The organism is Mycobacterium sp. SMC-19 (assembly GCF_045310815.1).
Classification (GTDB): domain Bacteria; phylum Actinomycetota; class Actinomycetes; order Mycobacteriales; family Mycobacteriaceae; genus Mycobacterium.
Window position 1 is genome coordinate 346696 of sequence record NZ_JBJIAM010000001.1, and the last position, 20065, is coordinate 366760.

At 67.3% G+C, this 20065-nt stretch carries 21 protein-coding genes and 2 riboswitches; of the genes, 10 read left to right on the plus strand and 11 right to left on the minus strand.

Going from position 1 to position 20065, the window contains the following annotated elements:
* Positions 1 to 60 precede the first annotated feature (60 nt).
* Positions 61 to 489: an SRPBCC family protein gene (locus ACJH5R_RS01675; protein WP_406781165.1), complete on the minus strand. Its 429-nt coding sequence runs from the start codon at positions 487 to 489 to the stop codon at positions 61 to 63.
* Positions 490 to 516: 27 nt separating this feature from the next.
* Positions 517 to 1356: an SDR family oxidoreductase gene (locus tag ACJH5R_RS01680; protein ID WP_406781166.1), complete on the minus strand. Its 840-nt coding sequence runs from the start codon at positions 1354 to 1356 to the stop codon at positions 517 to 519.
* Positions 1357 to 1416: 60 nt separating this feature from the next.
* Between ACJH5R_RS01680 and ACJH5R_RS01685 the strand changes: the two genes are divergently transcribed.
* From ACJH5R_RS01685 to ACJH5R_RS01695, 3 genes are all read left to right on the plus strand, one after another.
* On the plus strand, positions 1417 to 2157 hold the full coding sequence (locus ACJH5R_RS01685) for an SDR family NAD(P)-dependent oxidoreductase (protein ID WP_308485778.1): 741 nt from the start codon (positions 1417 to 1419) through the stop codon (positions 2155 to 2157).
* A 52-nt stretch (positions 2158 to 2209) separates the two neighbouring features.
* Positions 2210 to 2716: a pyridoxamine 5'-phosphate oxidase family protein gene (locus tag ACJH5R_RS01690; protein ID WP_406781167.1), complete on the plus strand. Its 507-nt coding sequence runs from the start codon at positions 2210 to 2212 to the stop codon at positions 2714 to 2716.
* A gap of 401 nt (positions 2717 to 3117) precedes the next feature.
* Positions 3118 to 3492: a hypothetical protein gene (locus tag ACJH5R_RS01695; RefSeq protein ID WP_406781168.1), complete on the plus strand. Its 375-nt coding sequence runs from the start codon at positions 3118 to 3120 to the stop codon at positions 3490 to 3492.
* Here the strand turns inward: ACJH5R_RS01695 and ACJH5R_RS01700 are convergent.
* A complete protein-coding gene (locus ACJH5R_RS01700) occupies positions 3378 to 4589 on the minus strand; it encodes an acyl-CoA dehydrogenase family protein (protein ID WP_406781169.1) in 1212 nt (403 codons plus the stop codon). The genes ACJH5R_RS01695 and ACJH5R_RS01700 overlap by 115 nt on opposite strands.
* Before the next feature lie 124 nt (positions 4590 to 4713).
* Positions 4714 to 4775, plus strand: a riboswitch (Fluoride riboswitch).
* 26 nt (positions 4776 to 4801) lie between these two features.
* Between ACJH5R_RS01700 and ACJH5R_RS01705 the strand changes: the two genes are divergently transcribed.
* Positions 4802 to 5848, plus strand: a complete 1047-nt coding sequence (locus ACJH5R_RS01705; protein ID WP_406781170.1) for a PPE family protein — start codon at positions 4802 to 4804, stop codon at positions 5846 to 5848.
* Between the two features lie 42 nt (positions 5849 to 5890).
* Positions 5891 to 6949, plus strand: coding sequence for a PPE family protein (locus ACJH5R_RS01710; RefSeq protein WP_406756117.1), 1059 nt, complete (start codon positions 5891 to 5893; stop codon positions 6947 to 6949).
* A gap of 6 nt (positions 6950 to 6955) precedes the next feature.
* Here ACJH5R_RS01710 and crcB read toward each other — a convergent pair whose 3' ends face one another.
* From crcB to ACJH5R_RS01745, 7 genes are all read right to left on the minus strand, one after another.
* Positions 6956 to 7324 (minus strand): fluoride efflux transporter CrcB, encoded by a 369-nt coding sequence (gene crcB, locus ACJH5R_RS01715; protein ID WP_406756118.1) that lies wholly within the window; start codon positions 7322 to 7324, stop codon positions 6956 to 6958.
* Positions 7321 to 7671 carry a DUF190 domain-containing protein gene (locus ACJH5R_RS01720; RefSeq protein ID WP_406756119.1) on the minus strand — a complete coding sequence of 117 codons (351 nt, stop codon included), beginning with the start codon at positions 7669 to 7671 and terminating at the stop codon, positions 7321 to 7323. The genes crcB and ACJH5R_RS01720 overlap by 4 nt, the downstream gene beginning before the upstream one ends.
* The gene (locus tag ACJH5R_RS01725; protein ID WP_406756120.1) at positions 7668 to 8069 is read right to left on the minus strand and encodes a fluoride efflux transporter FluC; all 402 of its coding nucleotides are present in this window, start codon (positions 8067 to 8069) and stop codon (positions 7668 to 7670) included. The genes ACJH5R_RS01720 and ACJH5R_RS01725 overlap by 4 nt, the downstream gene beginning before the upstream one ends.
* 72 nt (positions 8070 to 8141) lie before the next feature.
* Positions 8142 to 9923 carry a molybdopterin-dependent oxidoreductase gene (locus tag ACJH5R_RS01730; RefSeq protein ID WP_406756121.1) on the minus strand — a complete coding sequence of 594 codons (1782 nt, stop codon included), beginning with the start codon at positions 9921 to 9923 and terminating at the stop codon, positions 8142 to 8144.
* A 36-nt stretch (positions 9924 to 9959) separates the two neighbouring features.
* A riboswitch (Fluoride riboswitch) is annotated at positions 9960 to 10021 on the minus strand.
* A gap of 41 nt (positions 10022 to 10062) precedes the next feature.
* Positions 10063 to 10479, minus strand: coding sequence for a nuclear transport factor 2 family protein (locus tag ACJH5R_RS01735; protein WP_406756122.1), 417 nt, complete (start codon positions 10477 to 10479; stop codon positions 10063 to 10065).
* 83 nt (positions 10480 to 10562) lie between these two features.
* On the minus strand, positions 10563 to 10913 hold the full coding sequence (locus ACJH5R_RS01740; protein ID WP_406756123.1) for a glyoxalase: 351 nt from the start codon (positions 10911 to 10913) through the stop codon (positions 10563 to 10565).
* Positions 10914 to 10992: 79 nt separating this feature from the next.
* Positions 10993 to 11532 (minus strand): DUF5994 family protein, encoded by a 540-nt coding sequence (locus tag ACJH5R_RS01745; protein WP_406756124.1) that lies wholly within the window; start codon positions 11530 to 11532, stop codon positions 10993 to 10995.
* Between the two features lie 456 nt (positions 11533 to 11988).
* Between ACJH5R_RS01745 and ACJH5R_RS01750 the strand changes: the two genes are divergently transcribed.
* The 4 genes from ACJH5R_RS01750 (at position 11989) to ACJH5R_RS01765 (ending at position 15095) form a co-directional block, all read left to right on the plus strand.
* Positions 11989 to 12168 carry a DUF6131 family protein gene (locus ACJH5R_RS01750; protein ID WP_406756125.1) on the plus strand — a complete coding sequence of 60 codons (180 nt, stop codon included), beginning with the start codon at positions 11989 to 11991 and terminating at the stop codon, positions 12166 to 12168.
* 62 nt (positions 12169 to 12230) lie between these two features.
* Positions 12231 to 13565, plus strand: a complete 1335-nt coding sequence (locus ACJH5R_RS01755) for a fatty acid desaturase family protein (protein WP_406756126.1) — start codon at positions 12231 to 12233, stop codon at positions 13563 to 13565.
* Positions 13562 to 14356, plus strand: a complete 795-nt coding sequence (locus ACJH5R_RS01760) for an ANTAR domain-containing protein (RefSeq protein ID WP_406756127.1) — start codon at positions 13562 to 13564, stop codon at positions 14354 to 14356. Before ACJH5R_RS01755 ends, ACJH5R_RS01760 begins: the two co-directional genes overlap by 4 nt.
* Before the next feature lie 145 nt (positions 14357 to 14501).
* On the plus strand, positions 14502 to 15095 hold the full coding sequence (locus tag ACJH5R_RS01765) for an ANTAR domain-containing protein (RefSeq protein WP_406756128.1): 594 nt from the start codon (positions 14502 to 14504) through the stop codon (positions 15093 to 15095).
* A gap of 16 nt (positions 15096 to 15111) precedes the next feature.
* Here ACJH5R_RS01765 and ACJH5R_RS01770 read toward each other — a convergent pair whose 3' ends face one another.
* Positions 15112 to 19434, minus strand: coding sequence for an HAD-IC family P-type ATPase (locus ACJH5R_RS01770; RefSeq protein ID WP_406781358.1), 4323 nt, complete (start codon positions 19432 to 19434; stop codon positions 15112 to 15114).
* A gap of 214 nt (positions 19435 to 19648) precedes the next feature.
* Here ACJH5R_RS01770 and ACJH5R_RS01775 point away from each other — a divergent pair, with 214 nt between their 5' ends.
* The gene (locus ACJH5R_RS01775) at positions 19649 to 20035 is read left to right on the plus strand and encodes an ArsR/SmtB family transcription factor (RefSeq protein ID WP_406756129.1); all 387 of its coding nucleotides are present in this window, start codon (positions 19649 to 19651) and stop codon (positions 20033 to 20035) included.
* Positions 20036 to 20065 lie beyond the last annotated feature (30 nt).

The window sequence follows — 20065 nt, forward strand, 5'->3', positions numbered from 1 at the left end:
AAAACCCGCTTTCCCACCAGCCGCAGCAGCCGCCGATCCCGGCCAAATGGCGGCGACCCGCTAGGGCGCCGCTCGACCTTCCGACTGCCGCTTGAGCCCGTCAGCCTCCATATCGACGTAGCGACGAATCCGACCGCCGGCCAGCAGGCCGGCCAGCCAGGCCATCGGACCGGTCAACGTAAAGGTCAGCACGGCCCGCACCCCCGACCCGGTCGGCGACAACTCGTGGAAGCCGGTGAAGCGGATGCCCGCCGTCGACGCCGTCCAGGTGAAGGAGCGCTCGTCGACCAGTTCGGTGACGGTCCACACCATCGGGCGACCAGCAGGCTGGCGGACACGGGCGGTACTGCCGACTCGCAGCGGACCCGAGTCGAGGCGGGTGATCTCACGCATCGACGTCGTCCAGTCCGGCCAATGCTCGACATCGGTCAGGACGGCCCAGACATCGCTGGGACAGGCCGCGATGGGATCGGTGCGGGTGTAGTGCATCGGCGCCCCCTTCCCCTCAACGGCACGCTACCCAAGTTCGGCGGCCACCCGGGCACGTTCGCGCATCGAGGCGACCACTCCCCCGTCGGCGAGGATGTCGGCGCCGGTGAGGTAGCGGCACTTGTCGCCGGCGCAGAAGGCGAACAGCTCGGCCATCTCCTCGGCCGTACCCCACCGCGGGATCAGCGCGTCGGGCATCATCAGGCCCACCCCGGCCTTCTCTTCGCGCCGGCCCATCTCGGTATCGATGTTGCCTGGCGACACCGACACGATGCGCAGCCCGCGCCCGCCGAAGCGTTCGGCCTGCGAGGCGCAGTACCACTTCACGAAGGCCTTGCTGACCGTGTACGAGAAGCCCGAGCGCATCTGCTCGGGTGCGTTGTTGCAGTACGCCGTCATCGCGGCCACGAAGGCGTCGCCGTCGCTGTACGCCAGCGGGAACTGCTTGGTGGGGTACGCCTTGTCGGGCAGCAGCTGCGCGGCCATCGAAGCCACGTTGACGATCACCGCGCCGTCGGGCGCGACGTCGTGGAACACCTCGTTGACGACGAGGGTGCCGAACGCGTTGATCCGCATGACGAACTCGGCGTCGCCCATGCTCGGGCTGACCCCGGCGGTGTGGATTACCGACGCCAGCGGCCCAAGGCCCGATGCGGTGTCGAACAGCCGCATGACCGCGTCACGATCGGTGACATCGCAGTTGACGGCGGTCGCGGCGAAACCGAGTTCGGAGAGCGCGACCTGCGCGGAGTCGAGCCGCTCCTGCCGAACATCGCACAGCACCACCGTGTGATCTCGACCGAGGATCTTGGCCGTCGCCAGGCCCATGCCGCCCGCGCCTCCGGTGATCACTGATACTGAAGCCATAACTGGACGGTAGACGGCTGCGCATCAGTGCCGGTCGACTGGGTGATGCGGAGAGTCGAAATGACCGATCTGTCAGGCAAAGTGGCGCTGGTAACCGGTGCGTCGTCCGGCCTGGGCGCGGCGACTGCCCAACTGTTCGCCGCCCGCGGCGCGACGGTGTTCGGGTTGGCGCGCGACGCCGAGCGGTTGGCCACGGTGTTCGCCGACGTTCCCGGCGGGCAGTACGCCCCCACCGACATCAGCACCGCGGCAGCCTGTGCTGCGGCGGTCGAGCAATGCGTCGCCCAGTTCGGCCGGCTCGATGTTCTGGTCAACGTCGCCGGCGCCCATCAGATGCGCCACACGCAGGCCGTCACCGACGACGAGTGGGCCCATGATCTGGCGGTCAACCTCAACGGGCCGTTCTTCCTGTGCCGCGCGGCGCTGCCGCACCTGCTGGAGACCGCCGGCAATATCGTCAACGTCGCCTCGATCGCCGGGGTGGAGGGGCAGGCGTACTCGGCGGGCTACTGCGCAGCCAAGCACGGGCTCGTCGGGCTCACCCGGGCATTGGCCGTGGAGTTCACCGCGGAGAAGCTGCGCGTCAACGCGATCTGCCCAGGCGGGATGCTGACCCCGCAGGTGACCAACTTCCAGCTTCCCGAGGGCGCCGACGTCAACCTGATCATGCGGGTGGCTTCGCCACGCGGGATGAGCGCCCCGAGTGACGTCGCCGAGGTGATCGCCTTTTTGGCCAGCGATGCCGCGGCCGCGGTGCACGGCGCGGTCTATATGACCGACAACGGGAAAACGGCCGGGTAGGCGGTCGCGGCATCACCCGCCGTTGTCGGGCGGCGGCGCTAGCGTGCGGGTCATGGAACCGAAACCGGACCCTGCTGCGACACGTCCCGTCCTGCCCGAGGGTTATGGATTGCCGAGTTCAGTAGAGGGCTTGTTGAGCTGGTCAGACGTGGAACAGCGACTGCTGGCCGCACAGCACTATTGGTTGAGCACGGTGCGCCCGGACGGCACCCCGCATTCGGTGCCGCGCTGGGGCGTGTGGCTCGACGGCCGGTTCTACTACGACGGCGCGCCAACCACCCGCCACGCACGCAACCTCCAAGGCAATCCGGCCTGCACGCTGACGCTCGAAAGCGGTACGCAGGTGGTGATCGTCGAGGGCGTCTCCACCGCGACCTCGGCAGACCCGGACGGCCTCGGCGCCCGGCTCGCGACCGCGTTTGAGAAATACCACCCGCAGTACGCTCCCAGCCCCGATGCCTGGTCGGGGCAGGACGGCGGCGGACTGCGCATGCTCATCCCCCGGCGAGCACTGGCCTGGTTCGCGTTCCCGACCGACTGCACCCGCTTCACCTTCTGACCGAGGTCCGCGTTTGGCATCCGCGGCGCGGCTGGCGGATTAGCATCCGCGGGTATGGCGCAGCGAGCACGGATGCGCACGGCGTTGGCAGCGGCAGCGGCAGCGGCAGCCAACGCGTGTCTGTCGGCGGCAAAGTACGGCATCACTCACATCGACTCCGCACCGTCGGACAGCTTCGACGATCCGATCCCGCGGGGGCACCTTTCACCTCGACCGCTATCCGAGCTGCCGGCGGTCCGGTCAACATCATCACGCCGGCGCCCCACCGATCCGAACTTCCGGTGGGTGTCCTCGAGCCCGGGCGTCCGCGACGTCGAAGCTCCTGGGGTGCAACCGATTTCCACGCAGCAACTCGATGCGGTGCTGAGCCAGCAATGCACCGACGTCGGCCAGGCGATGTGGTGTCCACCTCGATGGTCCCGGCGGCATCCGCGACGTCGCGGATCATCGTCCTGAACGGCTACACCGAAGCCGACGGCTGGGAGGTGACCGGGCTGGATTGGCAGACCGGGGAGACGGTGCACCGCACCATCTTCGGTCAGTCGAATCTGGGCAACGGCGCGTACGCCCTGATCGAGGGACTGCCCAACGGGGACCTGCTGTTCGGGCAGCGTGGGCGGACCACTGCGCGCAACGATCGCGAAGTAGCCGGCCGGGCTGCTCAGCGCAGCGGCAACCCCGTCAGCGCCCGGGCGATGACCAGCCGCTGGATCTCACTGGTGCCCTCGAAGATGGTGAAGATCTTCGCGTCGCGGTGCATTCGCTCGACCGGGTAGTCGCGGGTGTAGCCGTTGCCGCCGAGAATCTGGATCGCCTCGTCGGTGACGTAGACAGCGGTCTCGCTGGCGAACAGCTTGGCCATCGAGCCCTCGGCGTTGTCGAAGGCCTTGTTGTTGCGTCCCATCCAGCCCGCGCGCCACACCATGAGCCGGGCGGCGTCGATGCGGCTCTTCATGTCCGCCAACTTGAACGCCACCGCCTGGAACTCGCCGATCTTGCGACCGAACTGCTCACGCTGGCAGGCATATTCGAGGGCGTACTCGTAGGCGGCGCGGGCCACGCCGACCGCCATCGCGCCGACGGTCGGGCGGGTCCGTTCGAAGGTCTTCATCGCGGCCTGTCCCCCGGCCGACGCACCGGACTTGACCCGGGCGACGCGATCCTCGAATTTCTCCCGGCCACCGAGGATCATCTCCTCGGGCAACCGGACGTTGTCGAGCACGATCTCGGCGGTGTGCGAGGCCCGGATGCCGTGCTTCTTGAACTTCTGACCCTGCGCCAGGCCCGGAGTGCCCGGCGGGATCACGAAGCTGGTCTGTCCGCGCGAACCGAGTTCGGGATAGACCGAGGCGACCACGATGTGCACGTTGGCGATGCCTCCGTTGGTGGCCCAGGTCTTGGTGCCGTTGAGCACCCATTCGCGGGTCGCCTCGTCGAAGCGGGCACGGGTCCGGATCGCACCGACGTCGGAACCGGCGTCGGGTTCCGAGGAGCAGAACGCCGCGAGCTTGGGGTCATCAGCGGTGCCGAACATCTCCGGCAGCCATTGGCCCAGCTGTTCGGGAGTTCCGTTGCCCGCCAGGGCTGCGGCGGCAAGTCCGGTGCCCAGAATCGATAGGGCGATGCCGGCATCGCCCCAGAACAGCTCCTCGAACACCGTCAGCATGCCGATTCCGCTCGGTTCGGCGGCCTGGGTGGCGAACAGTTCCGGCGAGTACAGGCCGATCTTGGCCGCCTCCTGGATGACCGGCCACGGCGTCTCTTCGCGCTCATCCCATTCCGCGGCGGCCGGGCGGACGACCTCGGCGGCGAACTGGTGGACCCAGTCCCGCACCTCGATCACGTCATCGCTGAGCTCTACCGAGAACGACATGACTACTCCTGGAAGGACTGGGCGGACGCCACGGGACACTGTCGGGCTCGATTGTGACACCTCGTCCTGGCAGCGGTCAGGCAGCGTCAATTAACACGACACTCACCGACCGGGCCGGTGTAGCATTCCGATAGGCGATGAAGCCCGCCTCAACCGCCGCCTTCGGCTAATGGCTTCTACCCCGATCTAGTCGTGGTAGAAGGCGGTGCCGGATGATCCGCAGCAACTTCCCTTCCGTCGCGATAAGACCGGATTTCGGCGCACTTCCCCCAGAAGTCAATTCCGGGCGTATATATCTCGGCCCGGGCTCCGCGCCGCTACTGACCGCCGCAGGCGCCTGGGGCGTGCTCTCCGACGAGCTGTCCATCGCCGCAAGCGGCTACACCTCGGTCGTTTCGGAGCTGACCAGCCTTGCCTGGCTGGGACCGACATCGGTGGCGATGGCCGGGGCGGTAACACCGTTCGCGACCTGGCTTCATGAAACTGCCGGCGCCGCAGCCGAGATCGCCGGGCAGGCCCGAGCGGCGGCCGCTGCCTACGAGTTGGCCTTCGCGATGACAATTCCGCCACCAGTGATCGCCGCCAACCGCACGCTGCTGCTCACCCTGGTCGCCACCAATTTCTTCGGGCAGAACTCCCCGGCGATCGCCGCCACCGAAGCGCATTACGCGCAGATGTGGCTCCAAGACGCCACCGCGATGTACGTCTACTCCGAATCATCGGCAGTTGCATCGACGTTGCCGGGGTTCAGCGATCCCCCGCGCAGGCCCAATCCGGCTGCTACCACAGCCCAACAGATCCAGACGGTGTTGTCTTCACCACTGGCGCAGATCCTCGAACACGTCCCGAACGTGACCAACTCCGTGCTGTCCTCGGCGAACGCCGTCACCTCCGGCCGCGGAATCTCTGTCATCAACCTGCGGCTCGCGGCGCAAGAGGCCGTCGGGCCGCCCTCGCCGATTCGTTTGGTTGCCCGGCAGGCCGCAGCACCTCGCGCGGTCGCAGCCTGGGGACGGGCCAGGCCGATAGGAACGCTCTCCGCGCCACCGTCCTGGTTCGCCGCGGCACCCGAGGCACGGCCGGTTGAGCTGGCGCTGACGGATTCGGTGGTGAGCACCGCCCCGGCCGACTCGGCCGACCCCGCCGGCCGCGGCACCGTCTTCGGCCAGTCAATGCTGGGAACGCTGGCCCGGAACGAGCCCCGGTTCTCGCGCGCCAAAAGCAAACCGATCATCGTGCGTTCTCCGGCCGCCGGTTAGCGCACGTCATCCCAGAACCGATCAGGAAAGGATTCGTGTGCCATGTATTTCGATATGGACTTCGGCGTCCTACCACCGGAGATCAACTCGGCAAGGATGTACGGCGGACCCGGCAGCGGCCCGATGCTTGCAACGGCCAGCGCCTGGGACCAGCTTGCCCGCGAGCTGAATACGTCCGCAGCGTGCTGCCGCGCGGTGATCGCCGGCCTGGCCACCGACGCCTGGCGGGGTCCGTCGTCGGCGACGATGACCGGCGCGGCGGGCCGATACGTGGATTGGCTGCACGCGACCGCCGGGCAGGCCGAGCAGACCGCTGTCGCAGTCAGGGCCGCCGCGGCGGCCTATCAGACCGCGTGGGCGGCCACCGTCTCGCCGCCGCTGATCGAGGCGAACCGGCTGCAGTTGAGGACGTTGGTCGCCACCAACTTCTTCGGGCAGAACAGCCCGGCGATCGCCGCCACCGAAGCTGACTACGAGCGGATGTGGGCACAAGATGCCGCCGCCATGCGCAGCTACGCGGTATCGGCATCGGCCGCCTCGACGCTGACACCGTTCAGCGCTCCGCCCGCGGTGACGACGACGGCCGCTGCGACCCCGGCGGCAGCGACAGTGGATCCCGCCACGCTGCTGTCCTTGGCGCTGGACGTCCCGTCGTTGACCAGTGCGGCTGCGTCGACGACGAGCTCCACCTTCTCGGGGGCCGCCATCCAGACCACCAACCACGCACTGGCGGTCAACGCGATGCGCGACGGGCAGCAGGGCATCGGACCGTTCATCGTGAGCGCGAACCGGCCCGTAGCGGCTACCGGTCCGGTACTCGTTGCCGCGCCTACGGTTTCAGCGCTGATAGGCCGGGCCAGCGCGGTCGGCAGACTGTCGGTGCCGCAAGGCTGGGCGGCCATGCAGCCTGCAGCGGATCCCGCTCCGGGCCTCATCCCGCGCTCCCAGAGCCCGGCGACTGGGCCGACGGCGTCGCAGGCAGTGCCGCCGGGCGTGTTCGGCGAAGCCATGCTGGGCACCCTGGCCGGGCGCGGAGCCAACAACGCGGCGGCGAAACATCTACGGCGCAGCGTCATACCCCGGTCACCGGCGGCCGGCTGATACCGCTCACGCCCAGATAGCCTGCCCCGCAATGCTACCGACGTAGTAGGCACCAAGTCCGCAGCTCAAGGTGAGCACCAGATTGGCCACCGCGTAGAGCCGTGCGCCGGCACCGGCGAGCTGCAAGGTCTCGTAGGAGAAGGTCGAATACGTGGTCAGCGCCCCGCACAGGCCGGTGCCGATCAGCAGGTGCAACCGCTCGTCGCCGGCACTGACCGCACCGGTGAGTGCACCCAAGATCAGGCAGCCGAACACGTTGGCGGTGAACGTGCCCCACGCGAAGGTGGTGTTATGGCGGGATTGGACGAATCGGTCGGTCAGGTACCGCAGTGGCGCCCCCACCGCGGCGCCGGCGATCACCAGCAGCCAGGTCACTGGCCCTCGGCGGGTCGACCGACGTGTCGGACCACCTCGACCTCGTCGAGCATTATCAGCCCTTCGGTGACTAACTCGTCCAGTTCCGGCAGGAAGGCGCGGATTCGCTCGGCGCTGTCGACGATGATGATCGAGACCGGCAGATCCTCCGACAGCGACAGCAGCCGGGTGGTGTGAATGGCCGAGGATGCGCCGTAACCCTCGATTCCGCGGAATGCTGTCGCCCCGGCTAGGCCGGCCCGGCGGGCCCGGTGCACGATCTCGCTGAACAGCGGCTTGTGGTGCCAGGTGTCGCTTTCGCCGACCAACACCGTCATGCGCAGTGCGGATCCGATGAGCTGGGTCATGATGTTCTCCTGATGATCAGACGTCGGGTGAGGCCGGCCATGGTCCAGGTGGCGGTGAGCACCAGCACCGGCGTGGTGAGTAGATACAGCAACGCCCGCACCGGATGGCCGGCGGCGGCCAGGGTGTCGACATCGCCGGCGAATGTGGAGAACGTCGTGTAGCCGCCCAGCACACCTGTGCCCAACAGCGGCCGCAGCAGCCGATGCCCCACCCATAGTTCGGTGATCGCCACCATCAACGCCCCCATCAGCGCGCACCCGCTGACGTTGACAGCCATTGTGGCCCAGGGGAAGCCGCCGGAGGGGGCAGGCCAGGCCAGTTCGATGCCGTAGCGGGCGCTTGCGCCGATGGCGCCGCCGACCGCGACCGCCGCGACCACCGGCGCCTGATCGCGCACCGCAGAGGATCGCCGGTGCCGAACAAACAAGTCAGGGCCGGCGGTCACGTCACGACCGGAAATCTGCATGGCTCAGATGGGCATTCGGTAGCCGTAATATTCGTGGTCCTCGTTGTAGCCGCCCATCCCGAGGCCGCGATGGCGGAAGTCGTCGATGAACTCGATTGCCTCGATCCATTTCACCATTTTGAAGCCGAGTTCGTGCTCATTGCGGAGCCGCAGCGGTGCGCCGTGCGCTTCGGTGAGCGGTGCGTTGTTCATCTCGTAGGCCAGCAGCGTCGTGGGTTCCCTCATGTGGGCGATCTTGTGGCAGTCGTAGTAGCGGCCCTCGTTCGACGGGCCGGATCCTTCGGCAAAGGAATAGAACGCCACCCAGCGCGCCGACGGCAGTGGCCGCACCAGCTCGACGATGTCCGACATCCGCACCCCGGCCCACTTGGCTACTCCGGTCCAGCCCTGAATGCAGTGGTGGCCCGTGATCTGTTCGTGTTTGGGCAGCGCCAACAGCTGTACGTAGGTCAAGGCGACCGGGTTCTCCACCAGTCCTTCGATCCGCAACACGTAATCGGACCACTCGCCGTTCTGCAGCGCGCGGTAGTGCTCGGAGGTGGGCAGTGTTCCGTTGGGCCACAGGTACGGTGAAAGATCTTTCTCCGCGTAGGTAGTGTTCGGATGCGGGAGTTCCAACAATTCGGTGAGCCAGCCGAGCATCGCGGTGCCGACTTTGTGGACCATCGCGGGATAGCGCAGCGTCAGCGGGGAGGCTGCCAACCACAGCAGGACGATGACAACCACGACGATCAGATAAACGACTACCGGCCAATATGATTGGGTGTCGGTGCCGATCACGATGTGGTTGAGATTGCCCACCAGACCAGTGGTGAACACCATCAGGGTGTGCACCGCGATGAAGAACACCATCCACAGCAGCACCGAGAAGTGCACGGTCCGCGCCACCTGCTGATTCAGCGGTCCCCGGTCCAGGCCGAAGCGTGCGGCGATGGCCGGCGACTGCAGCAGCCCGGTTCCGAAAGCCAGTGGTGCGGCGATGAATACGGTACTGAAGTAGGCAATGACCTGAAGCGCGTTATAGTTGGTGAAACCTTCGTTTACCGGAAAGTCCAGTGACGCATACTGAATCATGGTCGATACCGCGTTGGGCAGCACCTCCCATGACTGCGGAACGATCCGGCGCCACTCGCCGCTGGCGAACAGCAGCACGTAGAACACCACGCCGTTGAGCAGCCACAGCAGATCAAAGGTGAAGTGCCACCAGCGCGCCAGGCCCACCGTGTGGCGAACGCCGGGGATGCCCAGCCACTTCGGCAGCGCCACCGAATCATCCTTGGCAGTCCACATGTGCGCGGCGTCGGCTTCGTTCATCCGGTCCTTCGGCACTGGGCCGCGCATCCGCAGCCAGGCCGTCCCGGGCCTGCAGCCCTGGTTGAGGTACAACCGCGGGTGATCGGCAAGGATCTGCAGACCCGCCCGCATCAGAAACATCATGAAGACGATGTTGAACAGGTGCTGCCAGCGCAGCCATGCCGGAAAGCCGGTGTCGATCGTTGGCGTGACGTGCGTCGACGTACCCGGGTAGGCGGCGATGAAGCCTTGCATCCAGTCGTATTGGCGCAGCTGCTGAGCCAGCGCGATCCCGATCACGAGCCCGACCGCGCCCAGCGGGATCAGCCAGACCGAGGACACCCAGCGCTTACCGAACCGCAGCGCGGGAACCTGCGCCATTTCCTGGGGAATCGATCCGGCCCAGTGCCCGATCTCGACCCGGCGATCCAGCGCGCCGCGGCGCGGTCCCTGATCGAGTAGCGATGGCAAATCGTTTAGATACGAAGCCATTTCGCGCCTCCTACCGGTACGACCAACGTGTCATTGGAAGTGGTAGAAGCTATCAGCCGGGGCGGCGGTTCATGGCGAGCTTCATCGCCTCCATCCACTATAACCGCTGGCTGCGAGGTGTGCAGCGAGGTTTTCTCCGCTAGGCGGAGCCGCCGTGCCCATGCGGCGCGGCGGCGGCCTCACGGGTGATCTGCTCGAACTGCTGCGCCATGGCTTCGGCCAGCGCGGTAGCCGCCGACAGCGGCCGGACCATCACGACGAAGTCGTCGATCTTGCCGTCGTCGTCGAAGTGCAGGAAGTCGCATCCGGTGATCCGTTTGCCGTCGACCGACGCTTCGAAGATCAGGGCATGGTCGCGCCCTCCAGGGTCACCGATCTCCCGCACGTAGTGAAAATCCTCAAAGACGCGCATCACCGCCCGCAGGATCGCCGCGGTGACCGGCTTGCCCGGGTAGGGCTTGAACGCCACCGGGCTGGTGAACACGACATCGTCGGACAGCAGCCCCTCGATGGCCGCGGCATCGCGGGCCTCCACAGCTTGCCGAAAAGGGTGCACAGGACACCTCCACTAGTCAACGTATTGCAATGCCCTACGGTAGACGCATCAGCCGTCCTACGCGGCCGGTCCACCGAGTCCGATCACCGGAATCGTCGGTCGATGACCTCACGTGGAAGCTGGTGGGGGGTCGGATAGGTGACCAGTACCCGAATGCCATCCGGATCAGCGCCATCGACGAAACTGATCTCACCCAAGGTGTTTGAGTACGTGCTCGGATCGTGGACTCGCATACGTTGTTCAACCTGCTGCAGTTCCTCTTCGCTGCCGACAGACCAGATGATCTGCTCGACACCGACGCCGGTGATGCCACCCGCCCTGGACGCCTCATGCGTGCGCAAGTAGATCTCGAAGCCGTCCGGCGTCAAGAGAAGTGCCGCATCCTTCTCGTAAATGGCTACATCGCACTGGAATACGTGGCAGTAGAACTTCACGGAGTGGTCCAGATGCGACACTCGCATCAAGCACGATGCAACCCTGGCCGTACTCATCCGCCTCCTGTTCGCGATCGGTTCAGCCTGCCGTAGCCGGCGATGCCGCACTTCCCCCATCTGATTCCCAGCCATCAAGAGCAGTAGCTGCCATATTGCGCCGTTCCCGGCTACGCGAACTGACCGTCAGCAGATCACTCACTGTCACTGCATTTTTCGGCTGTGCCGCAGTCATCATGGTGGTGTGCGCATCGCTCGCCTCGGCGCGCGCGGGAACCACTACCAACGTGAGACGGTCACCGTCGAGCCCGAGAAGTTCAACCGTGTCGACCGGCTGAAGCCGGTACCCATCCAGCCGTACCGGCTGCCCGTCACTGACGAGTTTCCGAGGCGCGCCCACCCACTCGTTCAGGTTGTACAAGACCCGGCTGATGCGACCCAATCGAACGGAGAGCACCGCCAGCAGGTCAGGTAACTCCACGACCAGGTCATCGGTGTGAGGCCACCATGCCCCATCGACGTATCCGCTCTGCGAAGCTTTGCGCTTCAACCGCAGCCGCGGCGTCTGCAGTGGCGACGTGGAGTTATCGGGGCTTTTGCGTGTTGTCTTGTGTCGCGTCATGATGACGCTCCCATCTGAGCCCTAGCGGCCAGAATTTCCGGCGATGACAGGACTTAAAAGCACCACGTGTACTGAAGTACCGCCGCTGCCAACAACCCTACGCCATCCGGTCCGAGCGCCGGAGCGCGCAGGATCGCCCCGCGTTCGACCATGAGTCAAACCGCATCGCATTCCACGGCTCGCCTGTCGGCCGCCCGCGAAAGCGGAAAGCGGGTAGTGTTAAGGGTGCTGAGACCTTCAGCCGGTGCGGAAGCGAGTTCGGCTGTACGCCGCCGATTTCGATGAGTTCTTATTCGAGCCGCACATTCCGATCTCTACCGACGATGCTGTCGAACAAGCGTGGACACCTTGCCCATTCTCACCGGCAGACCAGCCGAATTCGAGTTGGCAATGACACCGTCACGACTTGAACCGCAAGTACTCCCACACCCGCTACCCAGAAACCAGGCAAACACCATGATTACTCTCGGAGTGATCCTCATCGTCCTCGGGCTCCTCTTGCCCGCTCTTGTCCCCACCTTTGCCTATGCCCATCTCTGCTTGGTCATCGGCGTCATCCTTCTTGCCGTCGGGTTGCTCCTGACCCTGATGGGACGGATGGGGCATGCAGTCGGCGGGCGCCGCACCTACTACTAACCCGCAGATGTATTCAGCGACTCCCCGCTCGCCCGACCGAAGGCCGACGAAAGGGGAGACCGGTGGCGATCACTGATATTTCGGTCTTCGCCCATCTGACCGACGCCGATATCGACGCTTTGGCCGCTGACTTGGACGCAATCCGGCTGGACATCGAGGATTCCCTTGGCGAGCGCGATGCGCTCTACATCCGCCGTACTATCGCCGCACAACGTGCCCTGGAAGTGGCGGGGCGGCTCCTGCTGACCGCTGGTTCGAAACGCCTGGTCTGGTGGACGGGCACGCTGACCGTCGCTCTGGCCAAGATCATCGAGAACATGGAGATCGGCCACAACGTCATGCATGGCCAGTGGAACTGGATGAACGACCCCGAGATCCACTCCTCGACATGGGAGTGGGACATGGCCGGGGTGTCGAAGCATTGGCAATTCACCCACAACCTTCGCCATCACAAGTACACGAACATCGTCGGCATGGATGACGACGTCGGCTACAGCACTCTGCGAGTCACTCGGGACCAGCCCTGGCATCCGGCCAACATCGGGAACCTGCTGTTCAACATCGTTCTCGCGCTCGGTTTCGAGTGGGGAATCGGCTTGCAGCCCATCGAATTCGGCAACATCGCCAAGGGCGGCTCGGATCGCGAAACCGCCCTCGGAAAGGCACGCGAGTTTGTGGCCAAGGCCGGCAGGCAGGTGTTCAAAGACTACTTAGTGTTCCCCGCACTGACCTCCCTGTCACCGGCAGCCACCTACAGGGCGACGCTGAAGGCCAACACCCTGGCTAACGTGATCCGCAACGTCTGGGCGAACGCGGTGATCTTCTGCGGGCATTTCCCCGACGGCGCAGACAAATTCATCAAGACCGACATGATCGGGGAATCCCAGGGGCAGTGGTATCTGCGCCAGATGCTGGGCAGCGCCAACTTCGACGCCGGGCCGACAATGCGGTTCATGAGCGGCAACTTGTGCCATCAGATCGAGCATCACCTTTATCCCGACCTGCCGAGCAACCGGTTACACCAGATCTCGGCCCGGGTGCGTCAGATCTGCGACAAATACGACCTGCCCTACACCACGGGCTCGTTCCTGACGCAGTACGGCAAGACGTGGCGCACCGTCGCCAAGCTGTCGCTGCCGGATCGCTACCTGCGCGAGACCGCCGACGATGCCCCGGAGACGCGCAGCGAGCGCATGTTCACCGTGCTGCCGACCGACTTCGTCGGCACCGACCCGGCGACCGGGCGCCGCCGCGGGCTCAAGTCGGCGATCGCGGCGGTGCGCTGTCGGCGCCGCGCCGCCGGGATCAGTCCCGGCACACGTGGATTACGCCGATCCGCCGACCTAGAATGTCAGCGTGAGCTCGCCGCGATTCAGCAGGTGACGGTGCGGTCGTGACCGACGTATCCGAGCCCGGCAATCGGCCGGCGCCGACTGCGGAAGGCGCCGACCCGGACGCCGACGATCTGCGGTCCGGTCTGGCCGATCTCGCCGGTCTGGTTGCAGACTCACTGGGCCTCGAGGAACTCCTTGCCCGGGTGGCCACTTTCGCGGTGCAGGCCATCCCCGCCGCTGACGGCGCGGGGTTGACGTTGCTGCGCACTGACCGCACGGACAACCGGGTCGAGGTTCTGGCTGCCAGTGCCCCCTTCGTGCAGCAGATCGATGAGATTCAATACGTCGAGGTGAACGAGGGCCCCTGCATCACCGCGGCGTTGGAGCGACGCACCGTGCGGTCCGGGTCGTTAGGCGGCGAAAAGCTCTGGCCACGCTTCGGCCCGCGGGTGGGACGCCTCGGCGTGCACAGCGTGTTGTCACTACCGCTGCTGCTGCCCGGCCAGGTGGTCGGTGCGATCAATGTCTACGCGCACCGCAGGGACGCCTTCACCGAACGCGCCGCCGAACTCGGGGAACTGTTCGCCATTCCCGCCGCCGTCGCCGTCCACAACGCGCACGTGCTCACCCAGGCCCGGGCGTTGACCGCACAGCTGCAGGCAGCGCTGTCCACCCGACCGGTTATCGACCAGGCCATCGGTATTCTGCGAGCCCGTTCCGGGGGAACCGCCGAGGAGGCGTTCGACCGGCTGCGCCGGATCAGCCAGACCGAGAACATCAAACTGGCGGTGGTCGCACGAGGCATCGTCGACGAAGCGGTGCGCCGCGCTCGTGCTCGCAACACCGCCCGTTGACCGCGAGTAGCGTTGGGTATAGGCACTGTTAGACCCGGATCCCTGATCCGTGGTCAGATATTGCGCCCGGGCAGTCGCGACCTGCGGCACTCGGCTTGGACCGAAAGATCGGCGTTCGGGGCGTCAATGGGGAGCACGACCCGTTGTGGACATCTCCGCGGCGCTGGCTGCCGATCTCGCGGCCCTGACCGAAATTCTGGACGAGCCTGACCTCGACCTCACCGACACGCTGCGCCAGTTGGCGGACAACACCAAACTCGCAGTGGGGTCGTATCTGGGACTTACGGTGATCATCACCGTCTTGGGTCGTCGAACCAGCTTCACTGTGCTCGAGGAAGGCACCGAGTCTGGCGACATCGTCACCTCACTGTGCCTGCCGATGCCTCCAGACGGGTCCGACGACAGCGCCGCGCCGCACGCGGTCCTGATTCTCTACGCCGGCCACCCCGGCGCCTTCGTCGACCTGGCCGCCGACCTCGCCTGGCTGACCGGCCACGCCCTGAGCGAGTTCGTCCTGGACCAGCACCGCGCCCCTCCCCTAGCCGGAGCCGCGCCCGGCGGGCTCGCAGCGACCTCGCTGATCGATCAGGCGATCGGGGTGTTGATCGCCCGCGGCTATGCCCCCGAACATGCCCACCGCGAACTCGATTCCCGGGCCCAGCGGCTCGGCGTGAGCCGCAGCGGCAGCGCGAACGACATCCTCAGCGAATTGAATCGACCGGTCTCCGAAGACGATTGACACCCATCGCAGGCCGTCAGGCCGTCGAAGAATTCTCCAGCTCTGCCGGGTGATGGTTGATGCCGGTGCGGGCTACAGTCCGGCGCGGCCGGCCGTCGGGAGGCCCGCTCAGCGCTTGCACCGCGGCCATCTCTCCTGGCCTCCTGGCGTGCGGCGGTGCAGCGTCGGCGCCGCTCTCGGAGGCCTGCGAGCCGCGCCGCCCAGCCGGCAGCACGTGCGGCGCCGCGCCGATCGCCAGGACTGCGGCGCCGGTGGCCCCCAGTGCCCGCGACCAGCCCAGCGGTCCGACGGGGACGCAACCCAGCAGCTGGCTGATTCCCGGCAGGCTGATCATCGCCGCGAACGCCGCGAACGAACCGGCGGCGGTGAGCAACACCAACGGCGCGTGGGAGTCGACCAGGGTCTGGGCAAGCTCGGTGGTGACCAGGGTGATCAACGCGACGGTGGCGGCGCGCTGGCGAGCGCCCGGTACAGCAGAAAGGCGAGCCATCCCCCATGCGACGCTGGCCGCGGCCCCGGTGATCGCCCCGCGGACCGCGACGGCGCGCATCAGGCTGCGTTCGTCGATGCCGTGCACCACCCGATGCGAGGAGCCGGCGGGGGTGCTCACCGCGACCGCGGTGGCCGGCAGCGCGTCGGTCAGCATGTTCATCAGCAGCAGCTGGCGATTGTTCAGCGGCGAGGTCCCGGACAGTGCAGTGCCGATGACGCCGAAGATCACCTCGCCGACGTTGCCGCCGAGCAGACCGGTCACCGCCAACTGCACTCCGCGCCACAGTCGCTGGCCCTCGTCGATGGCATCCACCAGTGCACCGATGCGCCCATCGGTCAACACGATGTCGGCGGTGAGGTGCGCCGAATCGCTGCCGCGCGCGACGACACCCAGACCCACGCTGGCGGCCCGGATCGCCGCCGCGTCGTTGGCGCCGTCTCCGACCATGGCGCACACCCGTCCGCTGCGTTCGAGGGTCTGCACGACCTGCACCTTGTTCTCCGGCGACATCCGGGCGAAGATCATCCGCTGCGCCACCGCACTTTCCTGATCCTTGCGCGACAGCGCGTTCCACTGGGCCCCGGTGATGACTTGCTCGGCGGCGACCGGCACCCCCAATTCCGCAGCGATCGCGGTGGCGGTGACGGGGTGATCACCGGTGATCAGCCGGATCCCGACGCCGCGGTCCGCCAGGTCGGCGAGCAGTTGTGGCGCTTCGGCACGGGGAGTGTCGGAGATACCGAGGTACCCGGTGAGTGTCAGCCCGGCCTGGCACAACCCGGCGAGGATGTCCGGGTCGTCGGCGAGGGCCTTCACCTGAGCGGCAGTGAGCCGACGCTGCGCCACCGCGATCACCCGCAGCCCACCGGCCGCCAGTTCGGCGACCGGCGCGTCGCTGTCCGGGCCGAGGCCCGTGCAGGCGGACAGCACGACTTCCGGAGCTCCCTTGATCATCAACTCCCTGCCCAACACCGATGCCGAGAACGCCCGGCCGGAGCGGAACGGCAGGTGCGCGTCCGGGGTGGTCCACAGGGGTGCCCCGCCATCGGATATCGCGGCGGAAGCCTCAGTCACGGCCTGGTCGGTGGCATGCGCGTGGGGGTCGCCCTCGGGGGCCGGCGCGGCGTTGGCCGCGCACCGCAGCACGTCGTCGTGCGCGTGGCCGGAGACCGGGTACACCCGGGTGACCCGCAGCCGGTTCTCGCTCAACGTTCCGGTCTTGTCGAAGCAGACCACCTCGACTCGGCCCAGGGCCTCCACCGAGCGTGGAATACGCACCAGCGCACCGGAATCGGTCAGGCGTTGAGCCGAGGCATGTTGGGCCAGGGTCGCCATCAGCGGCATGCCCTCGGGCACCGCGGCGACCGCGACCGCGATCGCATTGCCCAGGGCCAGGCGCAGCCCACCGCCGCGCAGCATCCCCAGCAGACCCACCATCAGGCCGCCGCCGGCGCTGGCCGGGAAGGCACGGCTCATCAGCTGACTGAGCTGGTGCTGCAGGCCGACCACCGGCAGATCCCCGGCGGCCAGTTCGGCGGCACGACGGGCCTGAGTGTCGGCGCCGACGGCGGTGACCACGGCCCGTGCCGTGCCGGCGACAACCGTCGTGCCGGCGTAGAGCATGCAGCGCCGTTCGGCGAGTTCAGCACCGGGCAGCACAGCCGCGGTCTGCTTGTCCACCGACAGTGATTCGCCGGTGAGCGAGGATTCGTCGACCTCGAGATCGGTGGCCTCGATCAGCCGCGCGTCGGCGGGTACGACCTCATTGCTGCGGACCTCGATCACGGTGCCGGGGATCAGGCGGTCCGCGACGATCTCGGCGTAGCGGTCGGTGCCCGGCTCGACGGTGCGGGCCGGTGGGGTCTGTTGGGCCAGAAGCCGGTTCAGCCGGTTCTCGGCCTGCAGTTGCTGGGCTGCCGCAAGCATGCAGTTGCCGATCAGCACCGTGCTGACCATCAACGCGTCGACCGGCGAACCCAGCATTGCGGTGGCCGCCGAACTGAGCGCCAGCACCGGCATCAGCGGATCCGACAGTTCGGCGCGCACCGCCTTGATGAACTGCCAGGCCATGTGCGGCGGCACAACATCGAGTTCGGCGGCGGCGCAGGCGACGTCGGGGACCGGCAGGATCGCGCGGACCTCGTCGAGCGACATCGCATGCCACTCGTAGGACGGTGCGGGTCGCGGCGCCGGCGTCCGAGCGACCTGGCGCGCCAGCAGATATCCCGAGAGCAGCCCGGTGGCCGCCCCGGCGGTGACCGGCCCGGGGCCGCGCCCGCCCCGTACGCCGGGAACCATCAGCAGCGCACCGAGTGTCGAGGCGCCGGTGGACAGGGAGATGCCGCGCTGGGCGGCCGCGCGTGCCGCCGGTATGGCATGCAGCACCCGCCAGGCACCGGCCAGGTCGGCCAGCAGCAGATCCGCTTCCCACGGCGGCGCCGTCTCCGCATCGTCGGGCAGGATCCCCAGGCCCACGTCGGCGCTGGCGAGTGCCTGCGCGCCGGTCGACGTCAGCACCGCAACGGTGCGGCCGTCTTGCTGCCGTGCCGTCAACGCGGCGGCCAATGCGTCGTCGAGTTGTTCATCGTCGGCGGCGATCTCGACCGGCGCCAGTTCGTCGAACGCGGGTCGCAGTTCCCCCAGGGACTCGACGTCGAGGGTGACCAGTTCCGCCCCGGACGCCCGCGCCTCGGCCAGCAGCGCCGCGGCCAGTGGGTGGCGTGCATTCGCGGTGCAGAGCAACCGCGGATCGATGAGAACGGCGTCGACGCGATCGAGTCGGCGCACACCCTCCGGGCGCAACGGCAGCGCCGAGTGCTGCTCGACCAACGACCGGCTCAGGGTGGCCGCGAAGGACTCCGTCGTGGTGCGCATGGCCTTCGGGCCGGCGACCACGGCCGCGGTGGCGGCCGTGGTGACATTGCGGGTCAGCACTCCCACCAGGCCGGCCCCGAACAGCTGGACGTAGCCCGCCCGCCTGCCGTGCCGGTCGATCGCTCCCTCCGGCAGGGGCACCGGCCGCGACGACACGTGTACCTGCGCCTGGTCGGCGTGCCTGGCCAGGTGCGGCTCGTGGCGGATCCAGGCCTGCGCCGCGGCCGCAGATTCGGCGGCCTTGACGCCTTGCAACGCCAAGTCCACTGCCAGCGTGGCCGGCGACAAGGTGGCGATGCGCGCTCCGGTGGAGATCAGCGACAGCACCGTGTCGGCCGGACCCCGGCCGATTCGCTCGGCAAGTTGCTGGCGCAGCCACGGCTGGTAGTTCGCCAGCGCCGCGACGGCGTCGACGGTGATCGGCGCCTGCGGCAGCCGCAACGCGCGCCCGGCGACCGCGATGGCCAGCCCGGCGGCGTTGACGCCGACCATCACACCCCGGGCCATCAGCAACAACCCGTCGCCGGGCAAGACGGTGGCCGGTGCCGCGCCGTTCGTAGCTGCCGGGCCTTCGGCGCGGCGGTAGCCGCGTTCGACTCCGGCGATCAGGCGGCACAGGTCATTCAGCGATACCTGCTCGTCATCGACGGCGAGCTCCACCACGACCCGCGACAACGGGCGGTTCAGCCGCGCCGACACCACTCCGGGCTCGGCGGCGAGCGCGTCGAGCACCCGCTGCCCGAGGTCGGCGGATTCGCTCAAGCCACGGACCTCGATCCAGGCGCGGTTCTCCCCGCGCCAGCACCTGCGGGTCAGCGTCGCCGTGGTGGATTCGCCGGACAGCACCCGGGTGGCTTCACGAATCGGCAGCGCGGCGACCTGCAGTCCGGCCGAGGTGATGGCCCCCACGGCCTCGGTGGTGGCCGATGCACTGCGAGCGGCCGCGCCGACGACGGCTGAGGCAGCACGGATGCCCAGGGCGGCCGGGCGCAGCAGCAACGATGTCGGATTCAATTCGGCAGCAACCAATCCTGTGGTCTGACAGCGGGCTTGGGTCGCACCCGCCGGGCGGCCAACACGCCGCGTGAACTGCCCAATTCTGGCGACACTTTGGCGATTGCGCAACTATATGAATGTGTCGTTCGGCGAATCCCGTCATGGGAGTTGAGACAAAATGAATGCCGCCATGGCTAAAGATGAAGAACGGCTGCCCGAAGAAATCAGTTCAGGCAACCGGCCCGATGAACCCACCCAACCCCAACTGGCATCCGCCGCGAGTACGTTCGCGCTGCTCAGCAGTCCGGCACGCCTGCACGTGATGTGGCTGGCCGCCCAGGATGCCTACGACGTGACAACCCTGGCGCGGCGAGCGGGCGTCAATGTCGCCACCATGAGCCAGCACCTGACCAAGCTGCGACTGGCCGGCCTGATCAATGCCCGCCGTGACGGGCGCCACCACATCTACACCGTCGATGACCCGCACATCTTGACGCTGCTGCAGCAGATCTTCGCCCACATCGCCCCGGACGGCAGCCTGGCGCCCGACCCGCCACGAGGCGGCTCGAGTAGCTGAACGGCCGGCGGCATACGACGATGTGTCCGA

Bases quoted from the DNA above. Each gene is read 5' to 3' on its own strand.
- ACJH5R_RS01675 (WP_406781165.1), bottom strand. From the start codon at position 489: ATGCACTACACCCGCACCGATCCCATCGCGGCCTGTCCCAGCGATGTC.
- ACJH5R_RS01680 (WP_406781166.1), bottom strand. From the start codon at position 1,356: ATGGCTTCAGTATCAGTGATCACCGGAGGCGCGGGCGGCATGGGCCTG.
- ACJH5R_RS01685 (WP_308485778.1), top strand. From the start codon at position 1,417: ATGACCGATCTGTCAGGCAAAGTGGCGCTGGTAACCGGTGCGTCGTCC.
- ACJH5R_RS01690 (WP_406781167.1), top strand. From the start codon at position 2,210: ATGGAACCGAAACCGGACCCTGCTGCGACACGTCCCGTCCTGCCCGAG.
- ACJH5R_RS01700 (WP_406781169.1), bottom strand. From the start codon at position 4,589: ATGTCGTTCTCGGTAGAGCTCAGCGATGACGTGATCGAGGTGCGGGAC.
- ACJH5R_RS01705 (WP_406781170.1), top strand. From the start codon at position 4,802: ATGATCCGCAGCAACTTCCCTTCCGTCGCGATAAGACCGGATTTCGGC.
- ACJH5R_RS01710 (WP_406756117.1), top strand. From the start codon at position 5,891: ATGTATTTCGATATGGACTTCGGCGTCCTACCACCGGAGATCAACTCG.
- ACJH5R_RS01720 (WP_406756119.1), bottom strand. From the start codon at position 7,671: ATGACCCAGCTCATCGGATCCGCACTGCGCATGACGGTGTTGGTCGGC.
- ACJH5R_RS01730 (WP_406756121.1), bottom strand. From the start codon at position 9,923: ATGGCTTCGTATCTAAACGATTTGCCATCGCTACTCGATCAGGGACCG.
- ACJH5R_RS01745 (WP_406756124.1), bottom strand. From the start codon at position 11,532: ATGACGCGACACAAGACAACACGCAAAAGCCCCGATAACTCCACGTCG.
- ACJH5R_RS01750 (WP_406756125.1), top strand. From the start codon at position 11,989: ATGATTACTCTCGGAGTGATCCTCATCGTCCTCGGGCTCCTCTTGCCC.
- ACJH5R_RS01775 (WP_406756129.1), top strand. From the start codon at position 19,649: ATGGCTAAAGATGAAGAACGGCTGCCCGAAGAAATCAGTTCAGGCAAC.